Below are 24,290 nucleotides of genomic sequence, written 5' to 3' on the forward strand. Positions count from 1 at the left end.
GCCACCCGTTACGACAAACTCGCGATCGTCTATCGCTCTGCAGCCGTACTGGCGGCCGTCATCACTTGGCTACGAAGTTGAGAGACACGACCTAGGGCGCGGCGGGCAGTTCCCGCCTGCCGCCCGGCGTCGCCGTACCGCGCACGTGGCTCCGTCACGACGGTGCCCCGGCGCCTTGCGCCCGCCCGCCGGCGGCCCCCTCAGTCCAGACCGAACGCGTCCGCCAGCATGTCGATCTGTGCCCTGAGCAGCGTGGCGCCGTCATGGCCCATGCCCTCGAACTGGCCCGAGACCTCCAGGCCGATCGCCCCGTGCATATGGGACCAGGCGAGCACCGCGCCGGCCAGCGCCGCTCCCGCCGAACCGCCGGCCGCCCGCGCCCACCGCGCCACGCCCGCGTCGGACTTTGCCCAGGCCGTCATCTGGTCGACCACCGGCCGTACCGCCGCCGACGGCTCGGCGCCCTCGAACACCGCCAGGAACGGCCCGAGCACCGCCCGCGCGCCGTCCAGCGTGTCGGGGGGCGCCGTGTACCCCGGGACGGGTGTGCCCTCGATGAGCAGGTAGCGGTGCGGCTGGGCGACGGCCCACGCCCGGCAGGCGCCCCCGAGTGCCTGGGCCCTGGCCCGCGGTGGCGTGTCCGGCGCGAGCGCGTCCCCGGCGGTCGTGACGGCCGCCGCCAGGTCGGCGTACGCGTCGCGGATCAGATCCGTGAGCAGCGCGTCGCGGCTGTCGAAGTAGCGGTAGAGCGCCGGCCCGGACAGGCCGACCTCCTTGGCGATCCGGGTCAGCGCCACCGACGCCGTACCGCCCTCGGCGAGCTGCCGCAGCGCGATCTCCTTGATCTCCGCGCGCGTCTGCTCGCGGTAGCGAGCCCTGGGGCTCTGTGCAGTGCCGGCCACGGACGGCCTCCTCTCTGTCCTGGTGACACACCTTAACGATGGACCGGACCTCCAGCTCTTGCTAGCCCTCATCGAAAGAGTTACTGTCTCTAACAGAAGCGATAGACAGTAATCAATCGAGGAGTTCCCCATGACCGGCAGCACCGCTCACACCTCCGCCCGGCACACCGTCCTCGGTTCCGGCCCCGCCGGCACCGCCCTCGCCGAGGAACTGGTGCGCCGCGGTCACCCCGTCCGCCTGGTCGACCGCAAGGCCGACGGGCCCGCCCTGCCCGGTGTCGAGCGCTTCGCCGCCGACGTCAGCACCCCGGAAGGCGCCCGCTCCGCCGTCGACGGGGCCGACGTCGTGTACCACTGCGTCAACGTCGGCTATCACCTCCAGGTCGAGGTGATGCCCCGGATCCAGGAGGCGGTGCTCGGCGCCGTCGAGGCGGTCGGCGCGCGCCTGGTCGTGCTCGACACGCTGTACCCGTACGGCGAGACCGGGGGAGCGGTGATGACCGAGGACAGCCCCTGGAAGGCGACCAGCCGCAAGGGCCGGATGCGGGCCGAACTCGACGAGAAGTACCTCGCGGCCCACCGCGAGGGCCGCGTCCGGGTCGTCCTCGGCCGCTCCGCCGACTTCGTCGGCCCCGGCGTCCTCAACTCCACCCTCGGAGCGACCGTGTTCCCCGCCGCCCTCACCGGCGGCGAGGTGCTGGGCTTCGGCGACATGGACCTGCCGCACAGCTACACCAACATCCAGGACGTGGCCACCGGACTCGCCACCCTCGGCGAGCGCCCGGAGGGCGACGGCCGGGTCTGGCACCTGCCGACGGCCCCGACCGTCAGCACCCGTGAGATCCACGGGATGATCGAGGAGCGGGTGGGCAAGCCCCTGAACGTCGCGGTCCTGGCCGAGCCCCGGCCCGTAGGACCGTTCGACGAGCAGTTCATGGCCGAGTACGCGGAGATGTTCTACCAGCACACCGAGCCGCAGATCATGGACTCCTCGGCGTTCGAGCGGGCCTTCGGCGTGGCGCCGACGCCGCTCGGCCGCACCCTGGACGCCACCCTGGCCTGGTACGGGGAGTGGCTCGCGCAAAGGTGACCGGCGTCACCCGCGCCCGGATGTCACATCCGAAGCCGCCCGATCCGTCGCAGGGTCATGACGACGAACCAGAGCAACCAGAGCATCCTCCTCGCCGGCGCCAGCGGCGTCCTCGGAGGCCACATCACCCGCGCCCTGACCGAAGCCGGCCACAAGGTCACCGGCCTCGGCCGGGGCACGGCCAACGGCGTCCGGGCCGACCTCATGGACCGCGACGCCCTGCTGAGGGCCGTCGACGGGCAGCACTTCGACACCGTCATCCACGCCGCGACCGCCCTGCGCAAGCCGCCCATGCGCCACCGCGACATGTACGCCACCGACGCACTGCGCGTCGAGGGCACCGCCCACCTCATCGAGGCCGCCCGGGCCACCGGCGCCCGACGCTTCGTGTCGGAGTCGATGGTCTTCGGCTACGGCTACGGCGACTTCGGCGACCACGTGCTCACCGAGGAGGACGCCTACGGGCCGCGCGGCACCACGTCCGAGCTGGAACGGCACGTCGAGGGCATGCGCATCAAGGAGCAACTGACCTTCGAGGCGGCCGGCCTGGAGGGCATCGCCCTCCGCTTCGGCCTCTTCTACGGCCCCGGCGGCACCGACGCGATCCTGCCGATGCTGCGCAAGCGGCAGCTGCCCCTGCCCGGCGACCACGGCCGGGTGCTGCCCTGGATCGAACTCACCGACGCGGCGCGGGCGACGGCGGCCGCGGTGGAACGCGGCCGCCCCGGCCAGGCGTACAACGTCGTGGACCGGACTCCGTACGGATTCCGGGAGCATGTCCTGTGCGTGGCGCAGGAGTTCGGGGTGCCGAAGCCCATGACGGTGCCGCTGTGGATGACCCGTCCGATGCCGTATGTGCACACGATCCTGACGTCGCGCATGCGGGTCTCGTCCACCAAGGCCGAGCGGGAACTGGGCTGGACGCCGCGCTACCCCTCCAGCCGGGACGGTCTCGCGGCGCTGGCGGCCCGCCGTTGACGGTGCGAACGGGGCGTTTGAGACCGGGAGTTGGGTCTGGCACGGCGAACCCGCCGACCTCCGGGACGTTCCGGGTCGGCGGGTCCGCCTGCCGGGCTCTCCCGCCTGACGCCACCGTAGACCTGCGCGCAGCGTGGCGGAATGCTGAATTCGGCTACCGTGCGCAGGGCGTCGGGCAGCCGCGACCGGGGCCCGGCCGGGCGCTTGCGCACCCTGCCCGGGCCCGGGACGGCCGGTGTGCCGAAAGGATCGAGGACCGCCGCGTCAGCGATGTGCCCTCGAGCGGTCCAGTGCCGCGACACCGAGCGCGGCCAGACCGATCTGGATGAGCCACTCGATCCAGTCGACGCCGTTGGTGTCGGCCACGCCGAACGCGTTGGCCAGCGCCGAGCCGATCAGTGCGGCCACGATACCGACGAGAATCGTCAGCAGGATGCCGATGCGCTGCCGTCCCGGGACGACCAGCCGGCCCAGCACGCCGATGACGATGCCGATCACGATCGCACTGATGATGCCTGAGATCTCCATCTCCGCCCCTCTTTGTCAAGGCCCCCGCACTAAGCGGATGCCCACTAGGGGCGCCGACACTCCGTTCGGTCTCAACCTCAGGGTTCAACCAGGGGTCAACGCCGGGTCAATCTCCGGCCGGTGGGGCCGGTGACGCCTGTTCACGCCCACACATGCCATGTACGGTTCAACCGTCCGCCGCACCGCAGCAGTGCGGCCGAATGTCTACGCGCGCAGACGCTGTCATTTCTACGCGCGTAGGTCCGGCTTCGCACCGCACGGCCCCCGCTCTTCCCCAACCCCACACGGAGGTACGCCGGATGCTCGGACTCGCCAGATCCCGCCACAGACTCACCACCGCCCTGGCCGCGCTGGGCCTGGTCGCCGCGGGTGTCGCGGCCCAGGCCGCCGTCACGGCCGCCCCTGCCCAAGCGGCCACCCCCCACCGGATCCTGTTCGACGACGGCCACGCCGAGGAGGCGGGCAACGCCGACTGGATCATCTCGACCAGCAAGCCCGACCCGCTCGGGCAGGACTCCTCCCCGTCCGCCGAGACGGACTGGACCGGCGCGCTGTCCTCCTGGGGCGTCGCCCTGCAGAAGACGGGCAACTACAGTCTCAAGACCGCCACCAGCGCGCTGACGTACGGCGGTTCCTCCGCCACCGACCTGTCCCACTTCGACACGCTGGTGCTCCCGGAGCCCAACACCCTCTTCACCACCGCCGAGAAGACGGCGATCATGAACTTCGTCAAGAACGGCGGCGGACTGTTCATGATCTCCGACCACACCGGCGCCGACCGCAACAACGACGGTGAGGACGCGGTCGAGATCCTCAACGACCTGATGACCAACAACAGCGTCGACTCCACCGACCCGTTCGGCTTCTCCATCGACACGCTGGACGTCAGCTCCGGCTACCCGGCCGCGATCAGCGACAGCAGCGACCCCGTCCTGCACGGCTCCTTCGGCACCGTCACCAAGAGCCTGATCGCCGACGGCACCACGGCCACGCTGAAGCCCGCCGACAACTCCTCGGTCAAGGGCCTGGTCTACCGCAGCGGTTACTCGGGCAACACCGGAGCCTTCTTCCTCACCAGCACCTTCGGCAGCGGCCGCGTCGCCTTCTGGGGCGACAGCTCGCCCATCGACGACGGCACGGGCCAGTCCGGCAACACGCTCTACGACGGCTGGAACGACACCGGCGCCACCAACGCCGCCCTCGCCCTCAACGCCACCGCCTGGCTCGCCGGCGACGGCACCGGCGGAGGCGGCGGCGGTGGCACCGGCACCTGCACCGCCGCCCAGCTGCTCGGCAACAGCGGCTTCGAGTCGGGCAGCACCACCTGGAGCGCCTCCAGCGGCGTCATCACCAACTCCACCGGAGAGCCGGCCCGTTCGGGCTCGTACTACGCGTGGCTCGACGGCTACGGAAAGGCCACCACCGACACCCTCTCCCAGTCGGTGAGCATCCCGTCCGGCTGCACCACCGCCGCTCTGAGCTTCTACCTGCACGTCGACACGGCGGAGACCACCACCAGCACGGCCTACGACACCCTCAAGGTCCAGGTCCTCAACAGCTCCGGCACCGTGCTGAGCACCCTGGCCACCTACTCCAACCTCAACGCGGCCGGCGGCTTCACCCAGCGCAGCTTCAGCCTGGCCGGATACGCCGGCCAGACCGTCACGCTGAAGTTCACCGGCACCGAGGGCTCCACCCTCCAGACGTCGTTCGTCGTCGACGACACGGCCCTGAACGTCGGTTGAGACCCGCGGGGCCCGGTGCGCACCGGGCCCCGCAGGCTCATTCCCCCGGCACCGTCCGCTCGGGCGTGTTCCAGCCGGACACCCGCACCCGTGGCGCCGAACCGTGCAGATCCGCCGTCCGGTAGGTGGCCGTCAGCGTCGCCGACTCGCCGGGCCACAGGCTCACCTCGTTGTCCGACCACCGCACGGGCAGCACGGGCCGGCCCTGGGCGTCGACGAGATGGACGTCCGTGAGCAGCGAAGGCGTCTTCCCGCTCCCGGTGTTGCGCAGCGTCACCGTCGTGGTCGCCGTGCCGCCCGACGCCGACGTCGACGCGGTGGCCGAGACCGGCACCTGAGCCATCGAGCTGAGCCCCTTCAGATCGGCGTAGCTCGTCGTCGGCGTGTAGTACCAGTCGGTGTGGGCCCAGTCGAGGGTGTCCGGCCTGGTGGACAGCCAGTACACGTTGCGGTCGATCTCCCCGCCGGAGGAGTCGGTCAGCGTCAGGCGCACCAGATACGTCGACGGGAGACCGCCGATCGAGGCGGGCAGCGTCAGCGCGGTGGTGTGCGCGCCGTCGCCCTGCACGCCCAGGCCCGTCACGGTCCGGTCGTACTTCTGGGTGCCGTCGGGGGTGAACACCGTGGCCCGCGCGGTGAGTCCGGAGACGGGTTCGTGCCGGTTGTCGGTCACGACCACCGAGCGGTCGTCGTACGAGTACTGCACGTGCAGCGGCTCGTTGGCCTTCTTGGCGCCGAAGTAGGCGCCGCCCTGGTCGAGATAGCGGTCCATCAGCTGCCAGTGCAGCGAGGTCCAGCCGCTGTTGAACATCCAGTAGACGACCCCGGTCGAGGGCTTGGACGCATCGGTGGCGTTGCGCCCGTACGCCTCGAACTGGGCGCGCACGTTCTCGTACTGGGCCAGCTGCGCCTTGCGCACGTAGTCGGCGAGGCTCGTCGGGGCGCCGTAGCGGCCGGTGAGGGCGTCGTCGTAGAGCTTGAGCGTGCCGAAGGTCGACGACGGCGAGCGGTGGTACTGCTTGGCGTCCGGGTTCTTCCAGAGGGTGCCGAGTTCCGCCGGGGTCATCATGCGGCGCAGCGTGTCGAGGGTGGGGACGTCGGGGCCCGCGCTGGTCTCGGAGTTGAAGCCCGTGGCGCCGCCCTCGCGCTTGAAGTACCAGTAGCCGGGCGGGACCCAGTCGTAGGGGCCCGTCATCTTCATGCCCGAACTACCGGACTGCGGCGAGGAGTTGTCGGAGGCGGCGGCCACGACCGGGGTGGGCCAGTCGGCGGCCTTCAGCGCGTCGAGGTAGTTCTTCTCGATGGTCGCGTCGGGCGCGAAGTCGCTGCCGATGAGGAAGGAGACCACACTCGGGTGGTCGCGCAGCCGGGCCGCCTCGGCGGCCATCGACGCCTTCGCGACCGGGTAGTCGGCGGCGGTCCACTTGTCGCCGGACTCGCCGCCGTTGACCTGGCCCTCCCACTTGTCGCAGCACTCCCAGCCCGGCAGCGTGAGGATGCCGTAGCGGTCGGCCAGGTCGAAGAACTCGTCCGGTTCCAGGTGCCCTTCGAGGCGGATGGTGTTCAGGCCGAGGTCCAGGGCGTACTTCAGGCGGTCCTCGACATACGTCCTGTCCCAGCGCAGGAACTCGTCCGGCGACCAGCCACCGCCCTTGATCAGCAGCTTGCGGCCGTTGATGCGGTACTGGCGGGCGCCGTCGGGGTCGAGCGGCGCCCGCACGTCGCGGATGCCGAAGCTCTCGTGCGCAGTGTCCGAGACGGTGCCGGAGACGGACGCGGTGAGGTTCAGGTCGTAGAGGGGCTGCCCGCCCATACCGGCCGGCCACCAGACCTTCGGCGAGGTCAGATGGAGGCCGGGGACGTCGGACGGGGTGAAGGTGACGGCCTTGGTCTCGTGCGGGGCGAGCGTCACCGTCCTCTCGAACGTCGTCGCGCCGATGCTGCCGGAGACGACGCTGGTCGCCGCGGTGCCGGAGTCGTTGCGCGCCTGGGCCTTCACCGTGAGCTCCGCGGAGGCGAGGGAGGGCACGTCGAGCTTGGTCACGACGTGCGCGTCGCGCAGGGCGACGGGGCCGCCGCGGCGGACGAGGACGTCGCGGACGATGCCCATGTTCTCGTCGGGCGGCGGCTGGAGCCAGTCGATCCAGCCCATGGTGAGGTTCTTGTCCGGGGCGTTGGGCCGGATGCGGAAGGCGACCGTGTTCGTGCCCGGGCGGACCAGCGAGGTCACGTCCAGCTCGTGGTGGGTGTAGGTGCCGGTGACGTCCTTCGCCGTGGCGACCTGCCGGCCGTCGACGTAGACGTCGGCCGCCGAGATCACCCCGCTGAAGTCGAGGTACGTGCGCTCGGAGGTGTCGGCGACCGTGAAGTCCGAGCGGTACCACCAGGGGACCTGGAAGTCGGCCTTGGGGATCTTCTGCTGGTTCGTCGAGCGGAAGGGGTCGGCGTACACGCCGTTGGCCAGCAGCGCCGCGAGGACGGTGGAGCGCGGGCCCGCCGGGTACCAGCCGGTCGCCGGATAGCCGGGGGAGGAGACGTCGCCCGCCGGGTCGGAGACCTTGGCCGTCGACTGGACGGCGTAGCCGGTCAGGGCGGTCGCACTGCCCGGCGCGGAGGAGACCGTGGTGGGCCGGCCCGGTGGCGCGGGGGGCCGATGGCCGTGCGGGTCGGCCCAGGCGCTGGTCGTCAGCGCTCCGAGCAGTCCCAGGATCGCGGCGGCCGTGGCGAGACGGTGTCCGTTCACGGAGTCTCCAACCCCTTCGTAAAGTTAGGAAACTTTACTAATGGCGGTCACGCTAGGGCGCCCGAGTGAGCGGTGTCAATCACCGTGGCCCGTGCGGGAGTTGATCAGGGCGAGGCCGAACGGCGCTCGAACACGACGTCCCGCGCGGTCCCGAGCGCCGTGGCCACGGCGCCCAGCAGCACCGCGTCCTCGCCGAGCCGGCTGGGCGCGACCTTGGTCCGCAGCGGCGTGAGCGCCCGCAGGTTCTCGCGCACCGGATGCAGCAGCAGATCCACGCTGTGGCCCACCCCGCCGCCGAGCACCACGAGATCGGGGTCGAGCACGGCCGCGGCCGCCGCCACGGTGTGCGCGATGCGCTCGCCCTCCAAGTGCACCGCCTTGACCGCCGCGTCGTTGCCCTGCCGGGCCGCGTCGAACACGGCCTTCGCGGTGAGCTGTCCGTTCATGCCGAAGCGGCGCGCCGCCTCCACCACGGCCACCCCCGAGACGGCGTCCTCCAGCCGCTCCGGCTTCTGCTGTCCCGGCCAGGGCAGGAACCCGATCTCGCCGGCCAGCCCGTGCGCTCCGGTGAACAGCCGCCCCTCGCTGACCACGCCCATGCCTAGGCCCGTGCCGATCAGGATGTAGGCGAACAGCCTGCTGCCCGCGCCGACGCCGTAGGTGTACTCGCCGAGCGCCGCCAGGTTGGCGTCGTTGTGCACCTCCAGCGGTACGCCCAGCTCCGCGCGCATCCGGTCGAACAGCCCGGCCCGCCCCCAGCCCGGCAGATGCATCGCGTAGCGCACCCGGCGCTGCTTCTCGTCGTAGACGCCCGGCGTGCCCACCACCGCGTGCACCACCTCGTCCGGAGCGACCCCCGAACCGGCCACCACCTGGCGGGACGTGGCCACCACCAGCTCCGCCATCGCGCCCGAACTGCGGGCGCGGTTGCGTACGTCGGAGCGGGCGACGACGGCGCCGTCCAGGTCGGCGACGGCCACCCGCAGCCAGCTGCGGCCGACGTCTATGCCGAGGACGTGCCCGGCTGCCGGGTCCGGCGCGTACAGGACGGCCGTCCGGCCGCGCTCGGGCGCGAGCGTGCCGACCTCGTGGACCAGGCCGGCCGCCTCGAGGGCCGCGAGCGCACTGGAGACCGTGGGCTTCGACAGGCCGGTCTCGCGGGCGAGTTGGGCGCGCGACGCGGCGCCGCCGGTGCGCAGCCGGTCGAGCAGCAGGCGCTCGTTGGTGCTGCGCAGCCGTCGGCGGTTCCAGGGCTGTTCCTGCTGGTCCACTGCGTCACTGGCGGGCATCGCACCATTCTCACGTATCGGCGGGGGCCTCTTGACGTGTCTAGTAAGGCTCCTTAACTTTATCGGCCAACAGCCTTGCCGGGCGAGCCATGGGCAGCCCAGCGCCCGGTGCCTCAGGAGACCCCATGTCCGGTAGCCCGCCACCCAACGGTGGCTTCGTCCGTCGCGTCGGCCTCTTCCAGGCCACCACCATCAACATGAGCCAGATGTGCGGCATCGGCCCGTTCGTCACGATCCCGCTGATGGTCGCCGCGTTCGGCGGTCCGCAGGCGGTGATCGGCTTCATCGCGGGCGCGCTGCTCGCGCTCGCCGACGGGCTGGTGTGGGCCGAGCTGGGTGCGGCGATGCCCGGCTCCGGGGGCAGTTACGTCTATCTGCGCCAGGCCTTCCAGTACCGCACCGGCCGGCTGATGCCGTTCCTGTTCGTATGGACGGCGATGCTCTTCATCCCGCTGATCATGTCGACCGGCGTGGTCGGCTTCGTCCAGTACCTCGGCTATCTCGCCCCCGACCTGGGGCAGACCTCCGGCGACCTGATCGGCCTCGGCATGATCGCCCTGGTCATCCTTCTGCTGTGGCGCGGCATCGAGCACATCGCCCGGCTCACCGCCGTGATGTGGGCGGTCATGATCACGTCCGTGCTGCTGGTCATCCTGGCCGCGGCGTCCGACTTCAGTTCCCACCTCGCCTTCACCTACCCCGCGCACGCCTTCGACCTGGGCAGCAACCACTTCTGGATCGGCTTCGCGGGCGGCCTGACCATCGGCATCTACGACTATCTCGGCTACAACACGACGGCCTACATGGGCGCCGAGATCAAGGACCCCGGACGCGTGCTGCCGCGGTCGATCATCTTCTCCATCCTCGGCATCATGGCGATCTACCTCCTGCTCCAGATCGGCACCCTCGGCGTGATCGACTGGCACCGCATGACGAACGCGAGCGACATCGCGTCGACCTCGGTGGCGTCGGCGGTGCTGGAGGAGACCTGGGGCAAGGGCGCCGCCGACACGGTCACCGTGCTCATCCTGATCACCGCGTTCGCCTCGGTCTTCACCGGTCTGCTGGGCGGTTCGCGCGTGCCCTACGACGCGGCGCGCGAGCGGGTCTTCTTCCGGCCCTACGCCAAGCTGCACCCCCGGCACCGGTTCCCGATGCTGGGCCTCGCGACCATGGGCGTGATCACGGCCGTGGGCTTCCTGATCGGCCGGCACACGGACCTCGCCACGCTCATCCAGCTGCTGACGACGGTGATGGTGATCGTCCAGGCGCTGGCCCAGATCGTCGCGCTGACGGTGCTGCGCAAGCGGCAGCCGGCACTGCGTCGGCCGTACCGGATGTGGCTCTACCCGATACCGAGCATCGTCGCCTTCGTCGGCTGGTGCGTGATCTACGGCTACGCGGACAAGAACTCGCCGGGCCGCCATCCCATCGAGTGGTCGCTGGCCTGGCTGGCCCTGGGCTGCGCGGCGTTCGTCCTGTGGGCGCGGTTCGAGAAGGTGTGGCCGTTCGGGCCGAAGGAGATCTCGGAGGAGTACCTGGTGCCCGCGGAGCCGGACGCGTCGCCCGCGGACGCGTGAGCCGCCCGCGGCAACTGGCGTACCTGCGCTAGAGTCTGGTCATCCGTGAAGCCTCTCCGGGCGGACCCGCATCCGCCCGGAGAGGCTTTTCTCATGCCCGGAGACCGTCTGTGCAGCATGCTCGGAGACCGTCCGGGAGCCGATCGAATCTCTGCGATTCCCATGCCGAGGAGCTCCATGTCCGACCTGTCCGTCCGCCCCGCGACCGCGCAAGACCGTCCCACCGTCGAGCGGTTGTGGCTGATGTTCCGCCACGACCTCTCCGAGCACGCGGGCGTACTGCCGGGCCCCGACGGCACGTTCCGCAGCGAGCGGGTCGACTCGGCGTTCACGCAGGCCGGTTGGGCGCCGTACCTCTTCCTGCGCGCGGACCGGCCCGTCGGCTTCGCGTTCGTCCGCGCGCTCGACGGTCCGGCCCGCGTACTGAACAGCTTCTTCGTCGTACGCGGCGCCCGCCGCGAGGGCATCGGCGCCAGGGCGGTGCGCGACGTGCTCCTCCGGCATCCCGGCCCGTGGGAGATCGCTTTCCAGTACGCCAACGCGCCCGCCGTCCACTTCTGGCGCTCGGTCGCCACCCAACTCGCCCCCGACGCCTGGTCGGAGGAGACGCGCCCGGTGCCGGACCGGCCTGACCTGGCGCCGGATGTGTGGATCTCGTTCGTGTGCTGAGCGCGCGGCAGCGGCTGCGTGTCGGGGGGGCAGTCGGTCGTGGCGTCGGCCGTCGGGGGCGGGGGCGGGGGCCTGGTCGACCCAGGACGGCGGGCGGCCGTCCGTCTGGTCGACCCACGACGGCGGGCGGCCGTCCGCTTCTGGCGCTGGGTAGCCCGCCCAACTCGCTCCCGATGCCCGGTCGGACGAGACGTGCCGGTGCCAGACGGACCAGCCTGACCTGGCGCCGGATGCGTGGATCTCGTTTGCGTGTTGAGCGTGCGTTCGCGGGTGTCCTGGCGTGCGCCGTGCCGGGGCTCGGGGGGCGTCCCTTCCACGGCGTGCTGGCGCCGGCCCGGCAGGCGGGGGGTCGGCGGCGGGTGGGAGGGGCAGCCTCGCACACCGCACGGTCAGGGTCGGTCTTCGTGGAGCCGGAGACCCCGGCCGCCCCCCGGCAGGCCCGGCTGCGTGTGCGGGTCAGGTCGTCGTGGCGTCGGTCGTCGGGGACGGGGTGTCCGGTGTGGTGGGGGTGGCCGGGGTCGGCTGGTCGTTGTCCTCGGGCTGCGGGGTCGGGGTCTGGTCGGTCCAGGACGACAGCTGGCCGTCCGGGCGCAGGAGGATGTGGAGGCCGTTGTTCTCGCCGTGGGCCGCGTGGCCCTTCGCGACGAGGGTGCCGATCTTCGTGGCTCCGACGTAGATGTCGGCCTCGTAGTGGTGGGCCGTGATCTTGTAGAGGTTCACCGTCGACGTGTCGTCCGCCAGCGGCGCGGAGGCGACCAGGACGCGCTGGACGGCCGGCTTCGGCTTCGGCCTGGCGCGTTCGACCCAGGAGGTGACCTTGCCGTTCGGGTGCAGGGCGATGTGCAGGCCGTTGGGGTCGGCGTGGACGGTCCTGCCCTTGGCGGTGAGGGTGCCGTACTTGAGGCCCTTGGCCCAGATCTCCGCCTCGTAGCGGTGCTTGCCCGTCCGGTAGACCTTCGCGCGGGAGACCTTGTCGGCGAGCTTCACCGTCTTGACGTGGACCCGCCCGGCCGTGCCGTGACCGACGGTGTGCGCGGTCGGGGCGCCCCCCTCGGACGCGGCGGCCGGCTGGGCGAAGGCGCCGGCGGCCGAGGCGCCGAGGGCGACGGTGACGCCGGTGGCGACGAGGGCGGTACGCAGGGTGCGAGGAGCACGCATCAGGAGCAGTCCTTCGGTGGTGGTTCGTGACGACGCATTCGACGCATTCGACGTTACGGACCGTGCATGTAGAGGCCCCGTACGTCGTGTAACAGGCAGCCCGCGCATACACCTCGAATCAGCCGATAATTCCCTGCTCAACGGCTTTCGGTGCGGAAGGCGCGCGGCCGCAGGACCTTCGTCCCTTGACATGCAAGTAATTGCCTGCATAACTTTGAGTGTGCGATCAGAGAGTGGTTCCGGAATGGACACGGTCTTCAAGGCGCTGGCCGACGACACGCGCAGACGGCTCCTGGACCGCCTGCACGAGAGCAACGGCCAGACCCTGGGCGAGCTGTGCGAGCGCATCGACATGACCCGTCAGTCGGTGACCCAGCACCTGGCCGTCCTGGAGGCCGCCAACCTGGTCAGCACGGTGCGGCGGGGGCGGGAGAAGCTGCACTACCTCAATCCGGTCCCGCTCCACGAGATCCAGGAGCGATGGATCGACAAGTTCGAGCGCCCGCGCCTGAGCGCGCTGAGCGCCGTCAAACGACAAGCCGAGGAAGCCATGGCCGACAAGCCCGCATTCGTCTACGTCACCTACATCCGCAGCACACCCGAGAAGGTCTGGGACGCCCTCACCGACGCCGACCTGACCGCCGCCTACTGGGGCCACAGCAACGTCTCGGACTGGCGGCCGGGCTCCCGCTGGGAACACGTCCGCACGGACGGCTCCGGCATCGCCGACGTGGTCGGCAAGGTCGTCGAGAGCGAGCGCCCGACCCGGCTGGTCACCACCTGGGCCGCGCCGGAGCACGAGGGACAGGAGGACCAGTACTCGCGCGTCACCTTCGACATCCGGCCGCACCAGGACATCGTCCGTCTCACCGTGACCCACGAGGACCTCAAGGACGAGGGCGAGCTCTCCGACGCCTCCGGCGGCTGGGCGGCGGTCCTGTCGAACCTCAAGTCGCTCCTGGAGACCGGCAGTCCGCTGCCCCAGGAGCCGTGGTCGATGCCCAGCCATTGAGCAGACCACCGAGCAGGCCACCGAACAGGCCGCTGAGCAGGAAGGGCACCGTCCGATCATTGGTGCCCACCTCGGCCAATCCGCGCGCGCCCCAGCTTCGGATTACCCGCGACATGAGTGATCGACGTCGTGGGAGGAGAGGCGATGGCGGCCGGAACGGCATCGAGCAGTCCGGAGGATCCGGCGGAGGCAGGCGGCGGAGGGCGGCGGCGCGCCGCCGTCGTCGGCAGCGGGGTCGCGGGGCTGACCGCCGCGCACATCCTGAGCCGCACCCATCACGTCACGCTGTACGAGGCCGACGACCGGCTCGGCGGGCACGCCCACACCCACGAGCTGGCCTCGTCCGACGGGCGGAGCCACCGGGTGGACTCCGGCTTCATCGTGCACAACCGCCGCACCTACCCGAACCTGCTCCGGCTCTTCGACGAACTCGGCGTCGCCACGCAGGAGTCGGAGATGAGCATGTCGGTGCGGTGCGAGGGCTGCGGACTCGAGTACGCCGGAGCCCGCGGCCCCGCCGGACTCCTGGCCCGGCCCCGCAACGCCGTACGCGGCGCCTACCTGCGCATGCTCGCCGAGGTGCCCGCCTTCCACCGGGCCGCCCGGCGCCTGCTCGCCCAGAAGGCCGATCTCGCCCTGACCCTCGGCGAGTTCCTGGAGCGGGAGGGCTTCTCGCCGTACTTCCGCACCCACTTCATCACCCCGCTGGTGTCGGCCGTCTGGTCCTGTGACACCGGCACCGCCCAACTCCACCCCGCCGCCTACCTGTTCCGGTTCATGGAGCACCACGGCATGCTCTCGGTCAGCGGCTCGCCGACCTGGCGCACCGTGACCGGCGGCTCGCGCAGCTACGTCGACCGCGTCGCCCGGGAACTCGACGCCGTGCGCACCGCGACCCCCGTCCGCACCGTCACCCGGCACGCGGACGGCGCCGAGGTCACCACGGCGGACGGCGGCACGAACCCCTACGACGCGGTCGTCGTGGCCGTCCACCCCGACCAGGCGCTGCGGCTGCTTGCCGATGCCACCCCGGACGAGAAGGACGTGCTCGGGGCGTTCCGCTACTCCCGCAACCACACCCTCCTGCACACGGACACGAGCCTGCTGCCGCGCGCCCGAGGAGCCCGCGCCTCCTGGAACTACCTCATGCCGTCCTGCACCGCGGGCGCCGACCGGGTACGCGTCAGCTACGACATGAACCGGCTCCAACGCCTCGACGCCCCCGAGACGTTCGTGGTCACCCTCGGCGGCGAGGAACGCGTCGATCCCGCCCGGGTACGGGCGCGGATGGTGTACGAACACCCCGTCTACACCCCCGAGTCGGTCGCCGCCCAGCGGCGGCTGCCCGAACTCAGCACCTCCGTCACCGCGTTCGCCGGCGCCTATCACGGCTGGGGGTTCCACGAGGACGGCTGCCGCTCCGGCGTGCTGGCCGCCGCGGCCCTGGGGGCGCACTGGTGACGCCCGCTCCCGCCCTGTACCCGTGCACGATCACCCACGTGCGCACGGCACCCCTGCGCCACGCGCTGCGCCACCGCACCTACATGTGGCTGATCGACCCCGACCGGCCGCCCCGACTCCCGCGCGCCCTGCGGGCGTTGGCACGCTTCGACGCCCGCGACCACTTCACCGGCGACGAGCCCTCCGTCCGCGCGGGCCTGGAGTCCTTCCTCGCCGGGCACGGCGTGCACCTGGACGGCGGCCCCGTCCTGATGCTGACCCACGCGCGCGTGCTCGGGTACGTCTTCAACCCGCTCACCCTCTACTGGTGCCACGACCGCGACGGCACCCCGCGCTGCGTCGTCGCCGAGGTGCACAACACCTACGGCGGACGGCACTGCTACCTGCTGCACCCGGACTCCACCGGGACCGCCGTGACCGGCAAGGAGTTCTACGTCTCGCCGTTCTTCCCCGTCGACGGGCGCTACCGCATGCGCCTGCCCGAGCCGGCCGAGCGGCTCGACCTCACCGTGCACCTGGAGCGCGAGAACGGCACGCCGTTCACCGCAACCGTCCGGGGCACCCGTGCGGAAATGACAGTGGGACGGCTGCTGCGGCTGGCGCTGCGTCACCCGTGGTCCACGGTCCGGGTGTCCGCGGCGATCCGTGTGCACGGCATCCGCCTGTACCTGCGGGGACTGCCCGTCCAGCCCCGTCCCGACCACCGGATCCCGGAGCGTATGAAGTGAGCACGACCAACACCCACGCCGACGTGCGACGGAACGACGGCGCCGTACCGGCGGACACCGACACCGATACCGGCACCGACCCCTGGCCCGACGTGTCCGCCCGTCCGCGCGCCTCCTGGCCGCGGACCGCCATAACCCGGGCCGTGGTGCGCCGGGCCCTCGACCGGCTGCCCGTGCGGGCCCGCTTCGCCGGAGGCGGCACGGCCGGACGGGGCGGCCCCCTGCTGCACGTACACGACCCGCGCGCCTTCCACGCCCGCATCGGCTGCCAGGGCCTGATCGGCTTCGGCGAGTCCTACATGGCGGGGGAGTGGGACGCCCCAGACCCGGTCGCCGTCCTGACGGTGCTCGCCGCCCACGCCGCGGAGCTGATCCCGGCCCCGCTGCAGCGCCTGCGCGGCCTGTGGGCCCTGCGGCAGCCCGCCCACCAGCGCAACACCCCCGACGGCGCCCGCGGCAACATCAGCCGCCACTACGACCTGTCCAACGACCTCTTCGCCCTCTTCCTCGACGACACCCTCACCTACTCCTCGGCCGTCTTCCGGGGCTTCCCCGCCACCTGGGACCTGCTCGCCGCCGCCCAGCACCGAAAGATCGACCGCCTGCTGGACCTGGCCGGCGTGCACGAGGGCACCCGGCTGCTGGAGATCGGCACCGGCTGGGGAGAACTGGCCCTGCGGGCGGCGGCCCGTGGCGCCCACGTCACCTCGCTCACCCTCTCCGCCGAGCAGCGCGACCTGGCCCGCGCCCGCGTCCAGCAGGCGGGCCTGGCCGACCGGGTGAGCATCGAGCTGCGCGACTACCGCGAGGCGGGCGGGAGTTACGACGCCGTCGTCAGCGTCGAGATGATCGAGGCGGTCGGCGAGGAGTTCTGGCCGGTCTACTTCCGCACCCTCGACGAACGGCTCGTGCCCGGCGGCAGGGCCGCCCTGCAGGCCATCACCATGCCGCACGAGCGGATGCTGGCCAGCCGGCACACGTACACCTGGATCCAGAAGTACATCTTCCCCGGCGGCCTGCTGCCGTCCGTCGAGGCCGTGGCCGAGACGCTGCGCGAGCACACCCGCCTGACCGTGACCCGCCGGGACGCCTTCGGACCGCACTACGCCGAGACGCTGCGCCTGTGGCGGGAGCGGTTCACCGAGCGCGCCGACGAGGTGGCCGCGCTCGGCTTCGACGAGACCTTCCGCCGGATGTGGACCTTCTACCTCGCCTACTCCGAAGCCGGCTTCCGCTCGGGCTATCTCGACGTCCAGCAGTACCTGTTCACCAAGGAGGACACCGCACGATGACCACGGCCCGCCCCACCAGGCCAGGCACCGCCCACCGGCTCGCCGCACTCGCCGAGGAGGCCCTCGGCGGCACCCTCCCGGTACGGCTTCGCGCATGGGACGGCACCGAGGCCGGACCCGCCGACGGCCCCGTGCTCGTCGTACGGTCCCGCAGAGCCCTGCGCCGACTGCTGTGGGAGCCGGGCGAGTTGGGACTCGCCCAGGCGTACGTCACCGGCGAGCTCGACTTCGAGGGTGACCTGGCCGAGGGGCTGCGCGCGATGTGGGCCGCGGCCCGCGGGCGCGGCCTCCACCCGCCGCGCACCGCCCTCGCCGACCGGGCCCGCGCCCTCGGCACGGCCGCGCGGCTCGGCGCCCTCGGCCCGCGCCCGCCCGCCCCCGCCTCCCAGGCCAGGCTGCGCGGCGGCCTGCACAGCAGGGCCCGCGACCGGGCGGCCATCAGCCACCACTACGACCTGTCCAACGACTTCTACGCCCTGCTGCTCGACGAGACGATGGCCTACTCGTGCGGCTACTGGGCGAGCGACGACCCGGGCTTCGCCGCGGCCGACGCCCAGCGCGCCAAGCTGGAGCTGATCTGCCGGAAGCTGGCCGTGGAACCCGGCGCCCGGCTGCTGGACATCGGCTGCGGCTGGGGCTCGCTCACCCTGTACGCGGCCGAGCGGCACAAGGCACAGGTCACCGCCGTCACGCTGGCCGCCGAGCAGGCGGCGTACGTCCGCGAGCAGGTACGCGAGCGCGGACTGACGCACCGGGTCGACATCGTCTGCCAGGACTACCGCGACATCGACGGCGGCGCCTACGACGCCGTCGCGACCGTCGAGATGGGCGAGCACGTCGGCGACGCGGAGTACCCCGCCTTCGCCGCGTCCCTGCACCGGCTCGTGCGCCCACAGGGGCGGGTGCTGGTGCAGCAGATGTCCCGGGGCCGCCGGGCCCCCGGCGGCGGTGCCTTCATCGAGGCGTACATCGCGCCGGACATGCACATGAGGCCGCTCGGCGCGACAGTTTCACTGCTGGAGGAGGCCGGTCTGGAGGTCCGGTCCGTGGAGTCGCTGCGCGAGCACTACGTGCGCACCGTGTCCGCCTGGCACCGCACCCTGGAGGACCGCTGGGACGACGTGGTGCGGCTCGTCGGCGCCGAGACGGCCCGGGTGTGGCGGCTGTATCTGATCGGCGGCGCCCTCGCCTTCGAGGAGGCGCGCATGGGCGTCGACCAGATCCTGAGCGTACGGCCCACCGCCCCGGGTGTCGCCGGCCTGCCCGCGACACCCACCGCCTGGTACCGCGGGATGGAGCAGTCGTGAGCGGTTTCGCCTGGAGCGGCTTCGCGCTCAACCTCGCCTGTGCGGCCGCGACTTCACTGGCCGTCATGCTCGTCACCTTCGCCGTCGCGCTGCGCAAGGGCGTGCACCGGATCGTGGACGTCGCCTGGGGCGTCGCCTTCGCCGCCGTCGCCGTCGTGACCTGCGCGGCGTCGGCCGGCGACGGCGACACGGGGCGCCGTGTGCTGGTCACGGTGCTGACCGCGGTCTGGGGCCTGCGGCTCGCCGTGCACATCGGACGGCGCGGCCGGGGCCACGGCGAGGACCCGCGCTACGCGAAGATGCTCGCCAAGGCGCCGGGCAGCGCGAACCTGTACGCCCTGCGCATGGTCTACCTCCTGCAGGGCGCGCTCGTCTGGCTGGTGTCGCTGCCGGTGCAGGCCGCGCAGTACATCCCCTCCCAGATGACGGGGTTCGCCGTCGCGGGCGCCCTAGTGTGGACCGTCGGGCTGGTCTTCGAGGCGGGCGGGGACGCCCAGTTGGCCCGCTTCAAGGCCGACCCCGCGAACAAGGGCCGGCTCATGACGCGCGGGCTGTGGAGCTGGACCCGGCACCCCAACTACTTCGGCGACTTCTGCGTGTGGTGGGGCCTGTTCCTGATCGCCTGCGACTCCGCCGCTGCGGCCGCGGTCTCCCTCGTGTCCCCGGTGGTGATGACGCTGCTGCTGACCCGGGGCAGCGGAAAGGCGCTGCTGGAGCGGCACATGAGCGAGCGGCCCGGCTTCACCGAGTACGCGGCCCGCACGAGCGGCTTCTTCCCCAGGCCGCCGCGCAGGCACCCGTGACCGGCGCGCCGCCACCGGTGGCGCACCCCGGGACCGCTCCCGCTCAGGCCGGGAACGGCAGCAGGGCGACCGGCTTCGAGGTCGGCTCGCCGGAGCCCCCGGCGGGTTCGACGGTGACGCCCACGCCGGACGCGCCGTCGACCGCGCCCCGCAGCACCACGGCCTGCGTGCTCAGGTGCGGATCCATCAGGCCGGCGTCGCGCATCCTGCCGGCGTCGTCGAACCACAGCTGGTAGACCTTGCCCGGTGGCGGTGCCGCCATGTCCGAGGCCAGGAACACCGCCCGGTCCAGGGCGTGGGAGACGACCACCGTGCCGCCGGCCCCGCCCGCCAGGCGCGCGGTGCGCGTGCGGGCGTCGGGAGCGGTCAGCACGGCCGAGACGTCCCGCGCCTTCTGCTCGATCCGCCCGGCGCGCGCGTCGGCGTCCTCGGCGCGCTGGTGCTGCCACACCGTGCCGGCGCCGAGGACCGTCGCCGCGGCGAGGCAGGCGGCGAGCAGCCACCGGGAAGGCCGGGTCCAGGCAGACGCGCGGGGCGAGTGGGGGAGCACTGCCGTGGCGCCCGCCTGCTGCCCACGTGTCTGCTGCCGTTCGGCGGCGATCCGGCGCAGCACCCGCGCCTTGAGCTCCGGACGCGGTGTCACGGAGGCCGCCAGTGCCAGCCGGGCCGCGGTGGCGGTGAACCCGGCCACCTCCTCGGCACAGGACTCGCACCGCTCGAGGTGGCGCTCGACGGCCTCCCGCTCGTCGTCGGCCAGGGCGTGCAGGGCGTAGGCGCCGGTCAGGGCGTGCACGTCGACGGCGTTCACCGGCTCACCCCCAGGCAGTCGCGCAGCCGGATCAGACCGTCCCGCAGCCTGGTCTTGACGGTGCCCAGCGGCAGTTCGAGATTCTCCGCGACCTGGCGGTAGGTGAGCCCGCCGTAGTAGGCCAGCGTCACGGACTGGCGCTGCACGTCCGTGAGCGTGCGCAGGCACCGGCGCACCTGCTCGCGCTCCAGCCGGGCCTCCACCTGCTCGGTCACGTGGTCGTAGTCGGGCGAGCGGTCCAGCAGGGCCGCCCGCTGCTCCCGCGCCGTGGACGCCTCCGCCCATCTGACGCGGTCCACGGCGCGCTGATGGGCCAGAGTGAGGATCCAGTTGACCGCCGAGCCGCGCTCCCGCCGGTACCGGGGCGCCGTGCGCCACACCTCCACCAGCACGTCCTGCGCGACCTCCTCCGACTGCGCCGGGTCGCGCACCACGGCCCGCACGACCCCGAGCACCGGACCGGCCACGGCGTCGTAGAGCGCGGCGAACGCCTCGTGGTCGCCCAGCGCCACCTCGCCCAGCAGCTCCTCCAGATCGGGCTCCGACGACGGGTTCGTGCCGATGTGCACGGCTTCTTTCACGGGGAGTCCTTCTGGAGTTCGGGGGCGAAGTTCGGGGCGGAGGGCGAGGCCGCGCCGGGCCGGCGGGCGGCACGGCTGTGCCCGCGGAGTTCTCAGGGAACGGGGAGGACGTCTCAGGAGTCGAACGGGACGGCAGAGCACACGCACGTGCGCCTTTCGCTGCCTCCGGGGAGCACCGACGCTCCCCGGAGGCCGTCGGGGCGAGGGGAGGTCCCCGACCGGGTGTGGTCCGTCAGTCGACCGTGCGACGTACTCCTTCTTCCGGTACGGACGTCGCCGCGGATGCGGGCCCGCACACGAATTTCCGCCACCGACCTGCTCGCGCATCCGCTCGGCGACCGCCGTCCACACCCGGGCGGGCGGCCCGGTCACGCCGTCGTCCGGCCGGGTGCCGCGGCCCGCCGCCACGGCCCGCAGCAGGTCGGCCAGCGCGGTACTGCACTGGACGCAGACGACCATGTGCTCCTCGGCCGCGACGATCTCCCGCGACCGGGGCAGCCGCAAGCCGTCGAGCGCGATGGCCGCGAGGACGTCCGGTGGTACGTGGCCGTGCTCGTGCGGGCCGGACATACGCCACCCTTTTCTGCCGTAGGTGGTGCGGGACAATATGCGCACCGTTTCTGCGTCGAATGAAGGTGCGAATGCGGGTCGCCGGTCTCAGGCGCACTCCTCCTGTTCGAGGCAGCGCCGCAATCGGTGCAGGCCACGGCGGGCGTGGCTCTTGACCGTGCCGAGCGGCCAGCCGGTGCGCTCGGCGATCTGCGGCTGCGTGAGGTCCTCGTAGAAGGCGAGGCGCAGCACCTGCTGCTGGGCGGCGGGCAACTTGGCCAGTTCGTGCAGCACGAGTACGCGGTCGAGAGTGGCGGAGTCGGGCTGCAGGGCGGAGGGGTCGGCCAGCGCCAGGGAGGAACTGGCGGAGGCGACCACGGCCATCCGGCGGGTGCGCGCGGAGAGCGCGTCGGCGATCTTCCGCTTGGTGATGCCGACGATCCAGCCGCCCAGAGTGCCGCGGTCGGGACGGAAGGCCCCGCGCCCGCGCCACACCCCTAGGAACACCTGCTGCGTGACGTCCTCCGCCTCCCTGGCATCGCCCAGGGAACGCCAGGCCAGCGTGTGCACCAGGGCCGACCAGCGGTGGTAGGCCGCCTCCAGGCACTTCTCGTCGCCCGCGACGAGGCCCCGGGCGAGTTCCTCGTCGGCGAGCGACTCCTCCGCCGGAGCCGACCTCGGTACGTGCGGCGCCCGTTCGGGTCGTGGCACCGCGGGGGTCGAGGCGATGGCACTGCGCTGCGGGCTCATGACGACGACTCCTCACGTCGACGGCGTCCGCGCCCGTGACCGGTGCCCGACGGGCGACCGTCGCCAGGGCGGTTCGGGACGACTGCCGGGGCGCGTCCCCGATGACGTCATCGTCCGAGCCCGGGAGGAAGGTCATCAACTTGCGTCGTTTCTGCGTCGTCTCCGCGTCGTATAGTCCCTCCATGAGCCGCTCGACCACGCCCGAGGACCCCTCGACAGGCGTGCCGCTGACCACCGGAGCCCTCGCCCGCCGGCTGGGGGTCTCGCCCACCACACTGCGTTCCTGGGACCGCCGTTACGGCATCGGTCCCGCCGTCCGCGCCGACGGACGCCACCGCCGCTGGACGCCGCAGGACGTGGCGATGCTCGAGGCGATGTGCCGGCTGACCTCGTCCGGCGTGCCGCCCGCGGAGGCGGCCCGCGCCGCGAAGGAGACGGCGGGCGTGGCGCCCGCGGAGGGCGAACTTGCCGACGAGCCGCCGCCGCAGAGCCGTTCCAGGGCGTCCGCCACGCTGCCGCTCGGCGACGTGCGGCAGGAGTGCCGGGGACTGGCCCGTGCCGCCGTGCGCCTGGACTCCCCGGCCGTCGACGAGCAACTGGCCGCCGCCGTACGGCAGTACGGCGTCACCGTCGCCTGGCAGGAGGTGATGGTGCCGACCCTGCACGCGGTGGGACGCAAGTGGGCCTCCTCCGGCGACCGTTACGTCGAGGTCGAGCACCTGCTGTCCTGGCACGTGTCCACCGCCCTGCGCCGCAGCACCCCGCATCCCTCCCCGCAGACCGACGCCTCGGCGGCCGGGCCGGTCGTCCTGGCCTGCGTACCCGGTGAACAGCACACGCTGCCGATCGAGGCGCTCAACGCCGTCCTGGGTGAACTCCGGCTGCCCACGCGGATGTTCGGGGCCGCCGTACCGGCGGAGGCACTCGCCGCGGCGGTGCAGCGGCTCGGCCCCTCCGCCGTCGTGCTGTGGGCGCAGGCGCGCTCCACCGCGAGCCTGGCGCTCGCACGGCACGTCGCGGGCACGCAGTGGGGGGTGAAGGGCGCCCGGCGCCGGCCCATGGTGATGCTGGGCGGGCCGGGCTGGTCCGGCCCGCAGGCGCGCGGGCTGCACCGGCCGCCCACCTTGCAGGACGCCGTCGACATCCTCGCCGACGTGCATGCCGGGCAGCACGGGGACGAGGCGTCCGGCGAACGGCCCTGACCGTTCGCCCGCCGGGTGGACGCGGCACCGCCCGGCGCATCCGGGCGGCGCGCGGCGCGGGAAGTGATCCACAGACGCGTGCGCCACCGCGCACGGCCGCCGCCGCCCGGGACGCCACCCGGCGGCCCGACACCGGAGGACTCCCATGTCCGCGCCCGCCCGCACACCCGACGTCCTGGTGATCGGAGCAGGCGTCGCCGGACTCGCCTGCGCGCACGACCTCCTCGGGGCCGGGCTCGACGTCCGCGTCGCGGAGGTCTCCGACGGAGTCGGTGGCCGGATGCGGTCCGACCGGGTCGAGGGGTTCGTCGTCGACCGCGGCTTCCAGGTCTTCATCACGTCCTATCCGCAGGTCAAGCGGAGGCTGTCGCTGCGCGGCCTGGGGCTGCGGCCGTTCACCCCGGGCTTTCTCGCCCACACGAGCGAGGGCACGCTGCGCTTCAGCGATCCCACGCGCCGCCCGCGCAGCCTGCCCGACCTCCTCCCCGGACGGCTTGCCGGCCCGCGCGACCTGGCGGCCCTGGGGCTGCTCTCGGCCCGGGACATGCTGGCGCCCGTGGGCACGGTGAAACGGACCGAGGAGCGCACCACGCGCACGGCGCTGGCGGAGTCCGGGTTCTCCGACGCCTTCGTCGAACGCTTCTTCCGGCCGTTCCTGTCGGGCGTGTTCCTGGAGGACGAGCTGGAGACCTCCAGCCGCTTCTTCCACCTCGTCTGGCGCAGCATGCTGCGCGGCACCCTGTGCCTGCCGACCGCCGGGATCGGGGCGGTGCCCGGCGCACTGGCGGCCGCCCTGCCGACCGGGACCGTACACCTCGAGACGGCCGTGACCGGGCTCACCGACGAGGGGGCGCTCACTGCCTCCGGTGCGGAACTGCCCGCGCGCGCGGTGGTGGTGGCCACCGGGCCGGCCCCGGCCGCCGGCCTGCTGCCCGGCCTGAACCTGCCCGCCTACCGCACGGTGACGACGTACTACCACGTCGCCCCGCACTCGCCGCTCGGCGAACCCACCCTCCTCGTCGACGAGCGCCGCCGCTTCCTCAACACCTGCGTCGTCAGCGACGTGGTCCCGCAGTACGCCCCGCTCGGCGCGGCCCTCGTGGCGACCTCGGTCC

Annotated in this window: 21 protein-coding genes; 13 read left to right on the top strand and 8 right to left on the bottom strand. The window is 72.4% G+C overall.

Features of this window, described 5'->3' with window-relative positions; genetic code table 11:
- Positions 1-200: 200 nt before the first annotated feature.
- Positions 201-902 carry a TetR/AcrR family transcriptional regulator gene (locus tag ACFU97_RS44855; protein ID WP_384268777.1) on the bottom strand — a complete coding sequence of 234 codons (702 nt, stop codon included), beginning with the start codon at positions 900-902 and terminating at the stop codon, positions 201-203.
- Positions 903-1,032: 130 nt separating this feature from the next.
- Between ACFU97_RS44855 and ACFU97_RS44860 the strand changes: the two genes are divergently transcribed.
- Both ACFU97_RS44860 and ACFU97_RS44865 read left to right on the top strand, forming a co-directional pair.
- Entirely contained in the window at positions 1,033-1,992 is a 960-nt protein-coding gene (locus ACFU97_RS44860) for an NAD-dependent epimerase/dehydratase family protein (protein WP_384268780.1), read from the top strand.
- Between the two features lie 57 nt (positions 1,993-2,049).
- Entirely contained in the window at positions 2,050-2,970 is a 921-nt protein-coding gene (locus ACFU97_RS44865) for an NAD-dependent epimerase/dehydratase family protein (protein ID WP_384268781.1), read from the top strand.
- A 264-nt stretch (positions 2,971-3,234) separates the two neighbouring features.
- Here ACFU97_RS44865 and ACFU97_RS44870 read toward each other — a convergent pair whose 3' ends face one another.
- Positions 3,235-3,498: a GlsB/YeaQ/YmgE family stress response membrane protein gene (locus tag ACFU97_RS44870; RefSeq protein WP_384268783.1), complete on the bottom strand. Its 264-nt coding sequence runs from the start codon at positions 3,496-3,498 to the stop codon at positions 3,235-3,237.
- 299 nt (positions 3,499-3,797) lie between these two features.
- On the opposite strand from ACFU97_RS44870, the gene ACFU97_RS44875 reads away from it, so the two are divergent.
- On the top strand, positions 3,798-5,243 hold the full coding sequence (locus ACFU97_RS44875; protein ID WP_384268786.1) for a hydrolase: 1,446 nt from the start codon (positions 3,798-3,800) through the stop codon (positions 5,241-5,243).
- Between the two features lie 37 nt (positions 5,244-5,280).
- Here ACFU97_RS44875 and ACFU97_RS44880 read toward each other — a convergent pair whose 3' ends face one another.
- Together ACFU97_RS44880 and ACFU97_RS44885 are read right to left on the bottom strand one after the other, a co-directional pair.
- Positions 5,281-7,986 (bottom strand): exo-beta-D-glucosaminidase, encoded by a 2,706-nt coding sequence (locus ACFU97_RS44880; RefSeq protein WP_384268788.1) that lies wholly within the window; start codon positions 7,984-7,986, stop codon positions 5,281-5,283.
- 104 nt (positions 7,987-8,090) lie between these two features.
- Positions 8,091-9,275, bottom strand: coding sequence for an ROK family protein (locus ACFU97_RS44885; RefSeq protein WP_384268789.1), 1,185 nt, complete (start codon positions 9,273-9,275; stop codon positions 8,091-8,093).
- A 125-nt stretch (positions 9,276-9,400) separates the two neighbouring features.
- Between ACFU97_RS44885 and ACFU97_RS44890 the strand changes: the two genes are divergently transcribed.
- Positions 9,401-10,855 (top strand): APC family permease, encoded by a 1,455-nt coding sequence (locus ACFU97_RS44890; protein ID WP_384268792.1) that lies wholly within the window; start codon positions 9,401-9,403, stop codon positions 10,853-10,855.
- A 177-nt stretch (positions 10,856-11,032) separates the two neighbouring features.
- On the top strand, positions 11,033-11,524 hold the full coding sequence (locus ACFU97_RS44895) for a GNAT family N-acetyltransferase (protein ID WP_384268794.1): 492 nt from the start codon (positions 11,033-11,035) through the stop codon (positions 11,522-11,524).
- Between the two features lie 456 nt (positions 11,525-11,980).
- Here ACFU97_RS44895 and ACFU97_RS44900 read toward each other — a convergent pair whose 3' ends face one another.
- Positions 11,981-12,682 (bottom strand): hypothetical protein, encoded by a 702-nt coding sequence (locus tag ACFU97_RS44900; RefSeq protein ID WP_384268796.1) that lies wholly within the window; start codon positions 12,680-12,682, stop codon positions 11,981-11,983.
- Between the two features lie 244 nt (positions 12,683-12,926).
- Here ACFU97_RS44900 and ACFU97_RS44905 point away from each other — a divergent pair, with 244 nt between their 5' ends.
- The 6 genes from ACFU97_RS44905 to ACFU97_RS44930 all read left to right on the top strand — a co-directional run bounded on the left by ACFU97_RS44905 (position 12,927) and on the right by ACFU97_RS44930 (position 19,285).
- A complete protein-coding gene (locus ACFU97_RS44905) occupies positions 12,927-13,694 on the top strand; it encodes an ArsR/SmtB family transcription factor (RefSeq protein WP_384268798.1) in 768 nt (255 codons plus the stop codon).
- A gap of 144 nt (positions 13,695-13,838) precedes the next feature.
- Complete coding sequence (locus ACFU97_RS44910; protein WP_384268801.1) at positions 13,839-15,155, top strand: NAD(P)/FAD-dependent oxidoreductase; 1,317 nt, start codon at positions 13,839-13,841, stop codon at positions 15,153-15,155.
- The gene (locus tag ACFU97_RS44915) at positions 15,152-15,883 is read left to right on the top strand and encodes a DUF1365 domain-containing protein (protein WP_384268803.1); all 732 of its coding nucleotides are present in this window, start codon (positions 15,152-15,154) and stop codon (positions 15,881-15,883) included. Before ACFU97_RS44910 ends, ACFU97_RS44915 begins: the two co-directional genes overlap by 4 nt.
- 23 nt (positions 15,884-15,906) lie before the next feature.
- Positions 15,907-17,175, top strand: coding sequence for a class I SAM-dependent methyltransferase (locus tag ACFU97_RS44920; RefSeq protein ID WP_384268820.1), 1,269 nt, complete (start codon positions 15,907-15,909; stop codon positions 17,173-17,175).
- The gene (locus tag ACFU97_RS44925) at positions 17,172-18,482 is read left to right on the top strand and encodes a class I SAM-dependent methyltransferase (RefSeq protein WP_384268804.1); all 1,311 of its coding nucleotides are present in this window, start codon (positions 17,172-17,174) and stop codon (positions 18,480-18,482) included. Before ACFU97_RS44920 ends, ACFU97_RS44925 begins: the two co-directional genes overlap by 4 nt.
- Positions 18,479-19,285: a DUF1295 domain-containing protein gene (locus tag ACFU97_RS44930; protein WP_384268806.1), complete on the top strand. Its 807-nt coding sequence runs from the start codon at positions 18,479-18,481 to the stop codon at positions 19,283-19,285. Before ACFU97_RS44925 ends, ACFU97_RS44930 begins: the two co-directional genes overlap by 4 nt.
- Positions 19,286-19,328: 43 nt before the next feature.
- Here ACFU97_RS44930 and ACFU97_RS44935 read toward each other — a convergent pair whose 3' ends face one another.
- The 3 genes from ACFU97_RS44935 to ACFU97_RS44945 form a co-directional block, all read right to left on the bottom strand.
- The gene (locus tag ACFU97_RS44935; protein WP_384268809.1) at positions 19,329-20,093 is read right to left on the bottom strand and encodes an anti-sigma factor domain-containing protein; all 765 of its coding nucleotides are present in this window, start codon (positions 20,091-20,093) and stop codon (positions 19,329-19,331) included.
- The gene (locus ACFU97_RS44940; RefSeq protein ID WP_384268811.1) at positions 20,090-20,674 is read right to left on the bottom strand and encodes a sigma-70 family RNA polymerase sigma factor; all 585 of its coding nucleotides are present in this window, start codon (positions 20,672-20,674) and stop codon (positions 20,090-20,092) included. Before ACFU97_RS44940 ends, ACFU97_RS44935 begins: the two co-directional genes overlap by 4 nt.
- A gap of 657 nt (positions 20,675-21,331) precedes the next feature.
- Entirely contained in the window at positions 21,332-21,973 is a 642-nt protein-coding gene (locus ACFU97_RS44945) for an RNA polymerase sigma factor (protein ID WP_384268813.1), read from the bottom strand.
- Between the two features lie 182 nt (positions 21,974-22,155).
- On the opposite strand from ACFU97_RS44945, the gene ACFU97_RS44950 reads away from it, so the two are divergent.
- Both ACFU97_RS44950 and ACFU97_RS44955 read left to right on the top strand, forming a co-directional pair.
- A complete protein-coding gene (locus tag ACFU97_RS44950; protein WP_384268815.1) occupies positions 22,156-23,175 on the top strand; it encodes a MerR family transcriptional regulator in 1,020 nt (339 codons plus the stop codon).
- A 145-nt stretch (positions 23,176-23,320) separates the two neighbouring features.
- The coding region (locus ACFU97_RS44955) for an NAD(P)/FAD-dependent oxidoreductase (protein ID WP_384268817.1) at positions 23,321-24,290 on the top strand (970 nt) is incomplete at its 3' end.

The sequence above is a fragment of the Streptomyces sp. NPDC057616 genome (assembly GCF_042800575.1).
GTDB lineage: Bacteria > Actinomycetota > Actinomycetes > Streptomycetales > Streptomycetaceae > Streptomyces.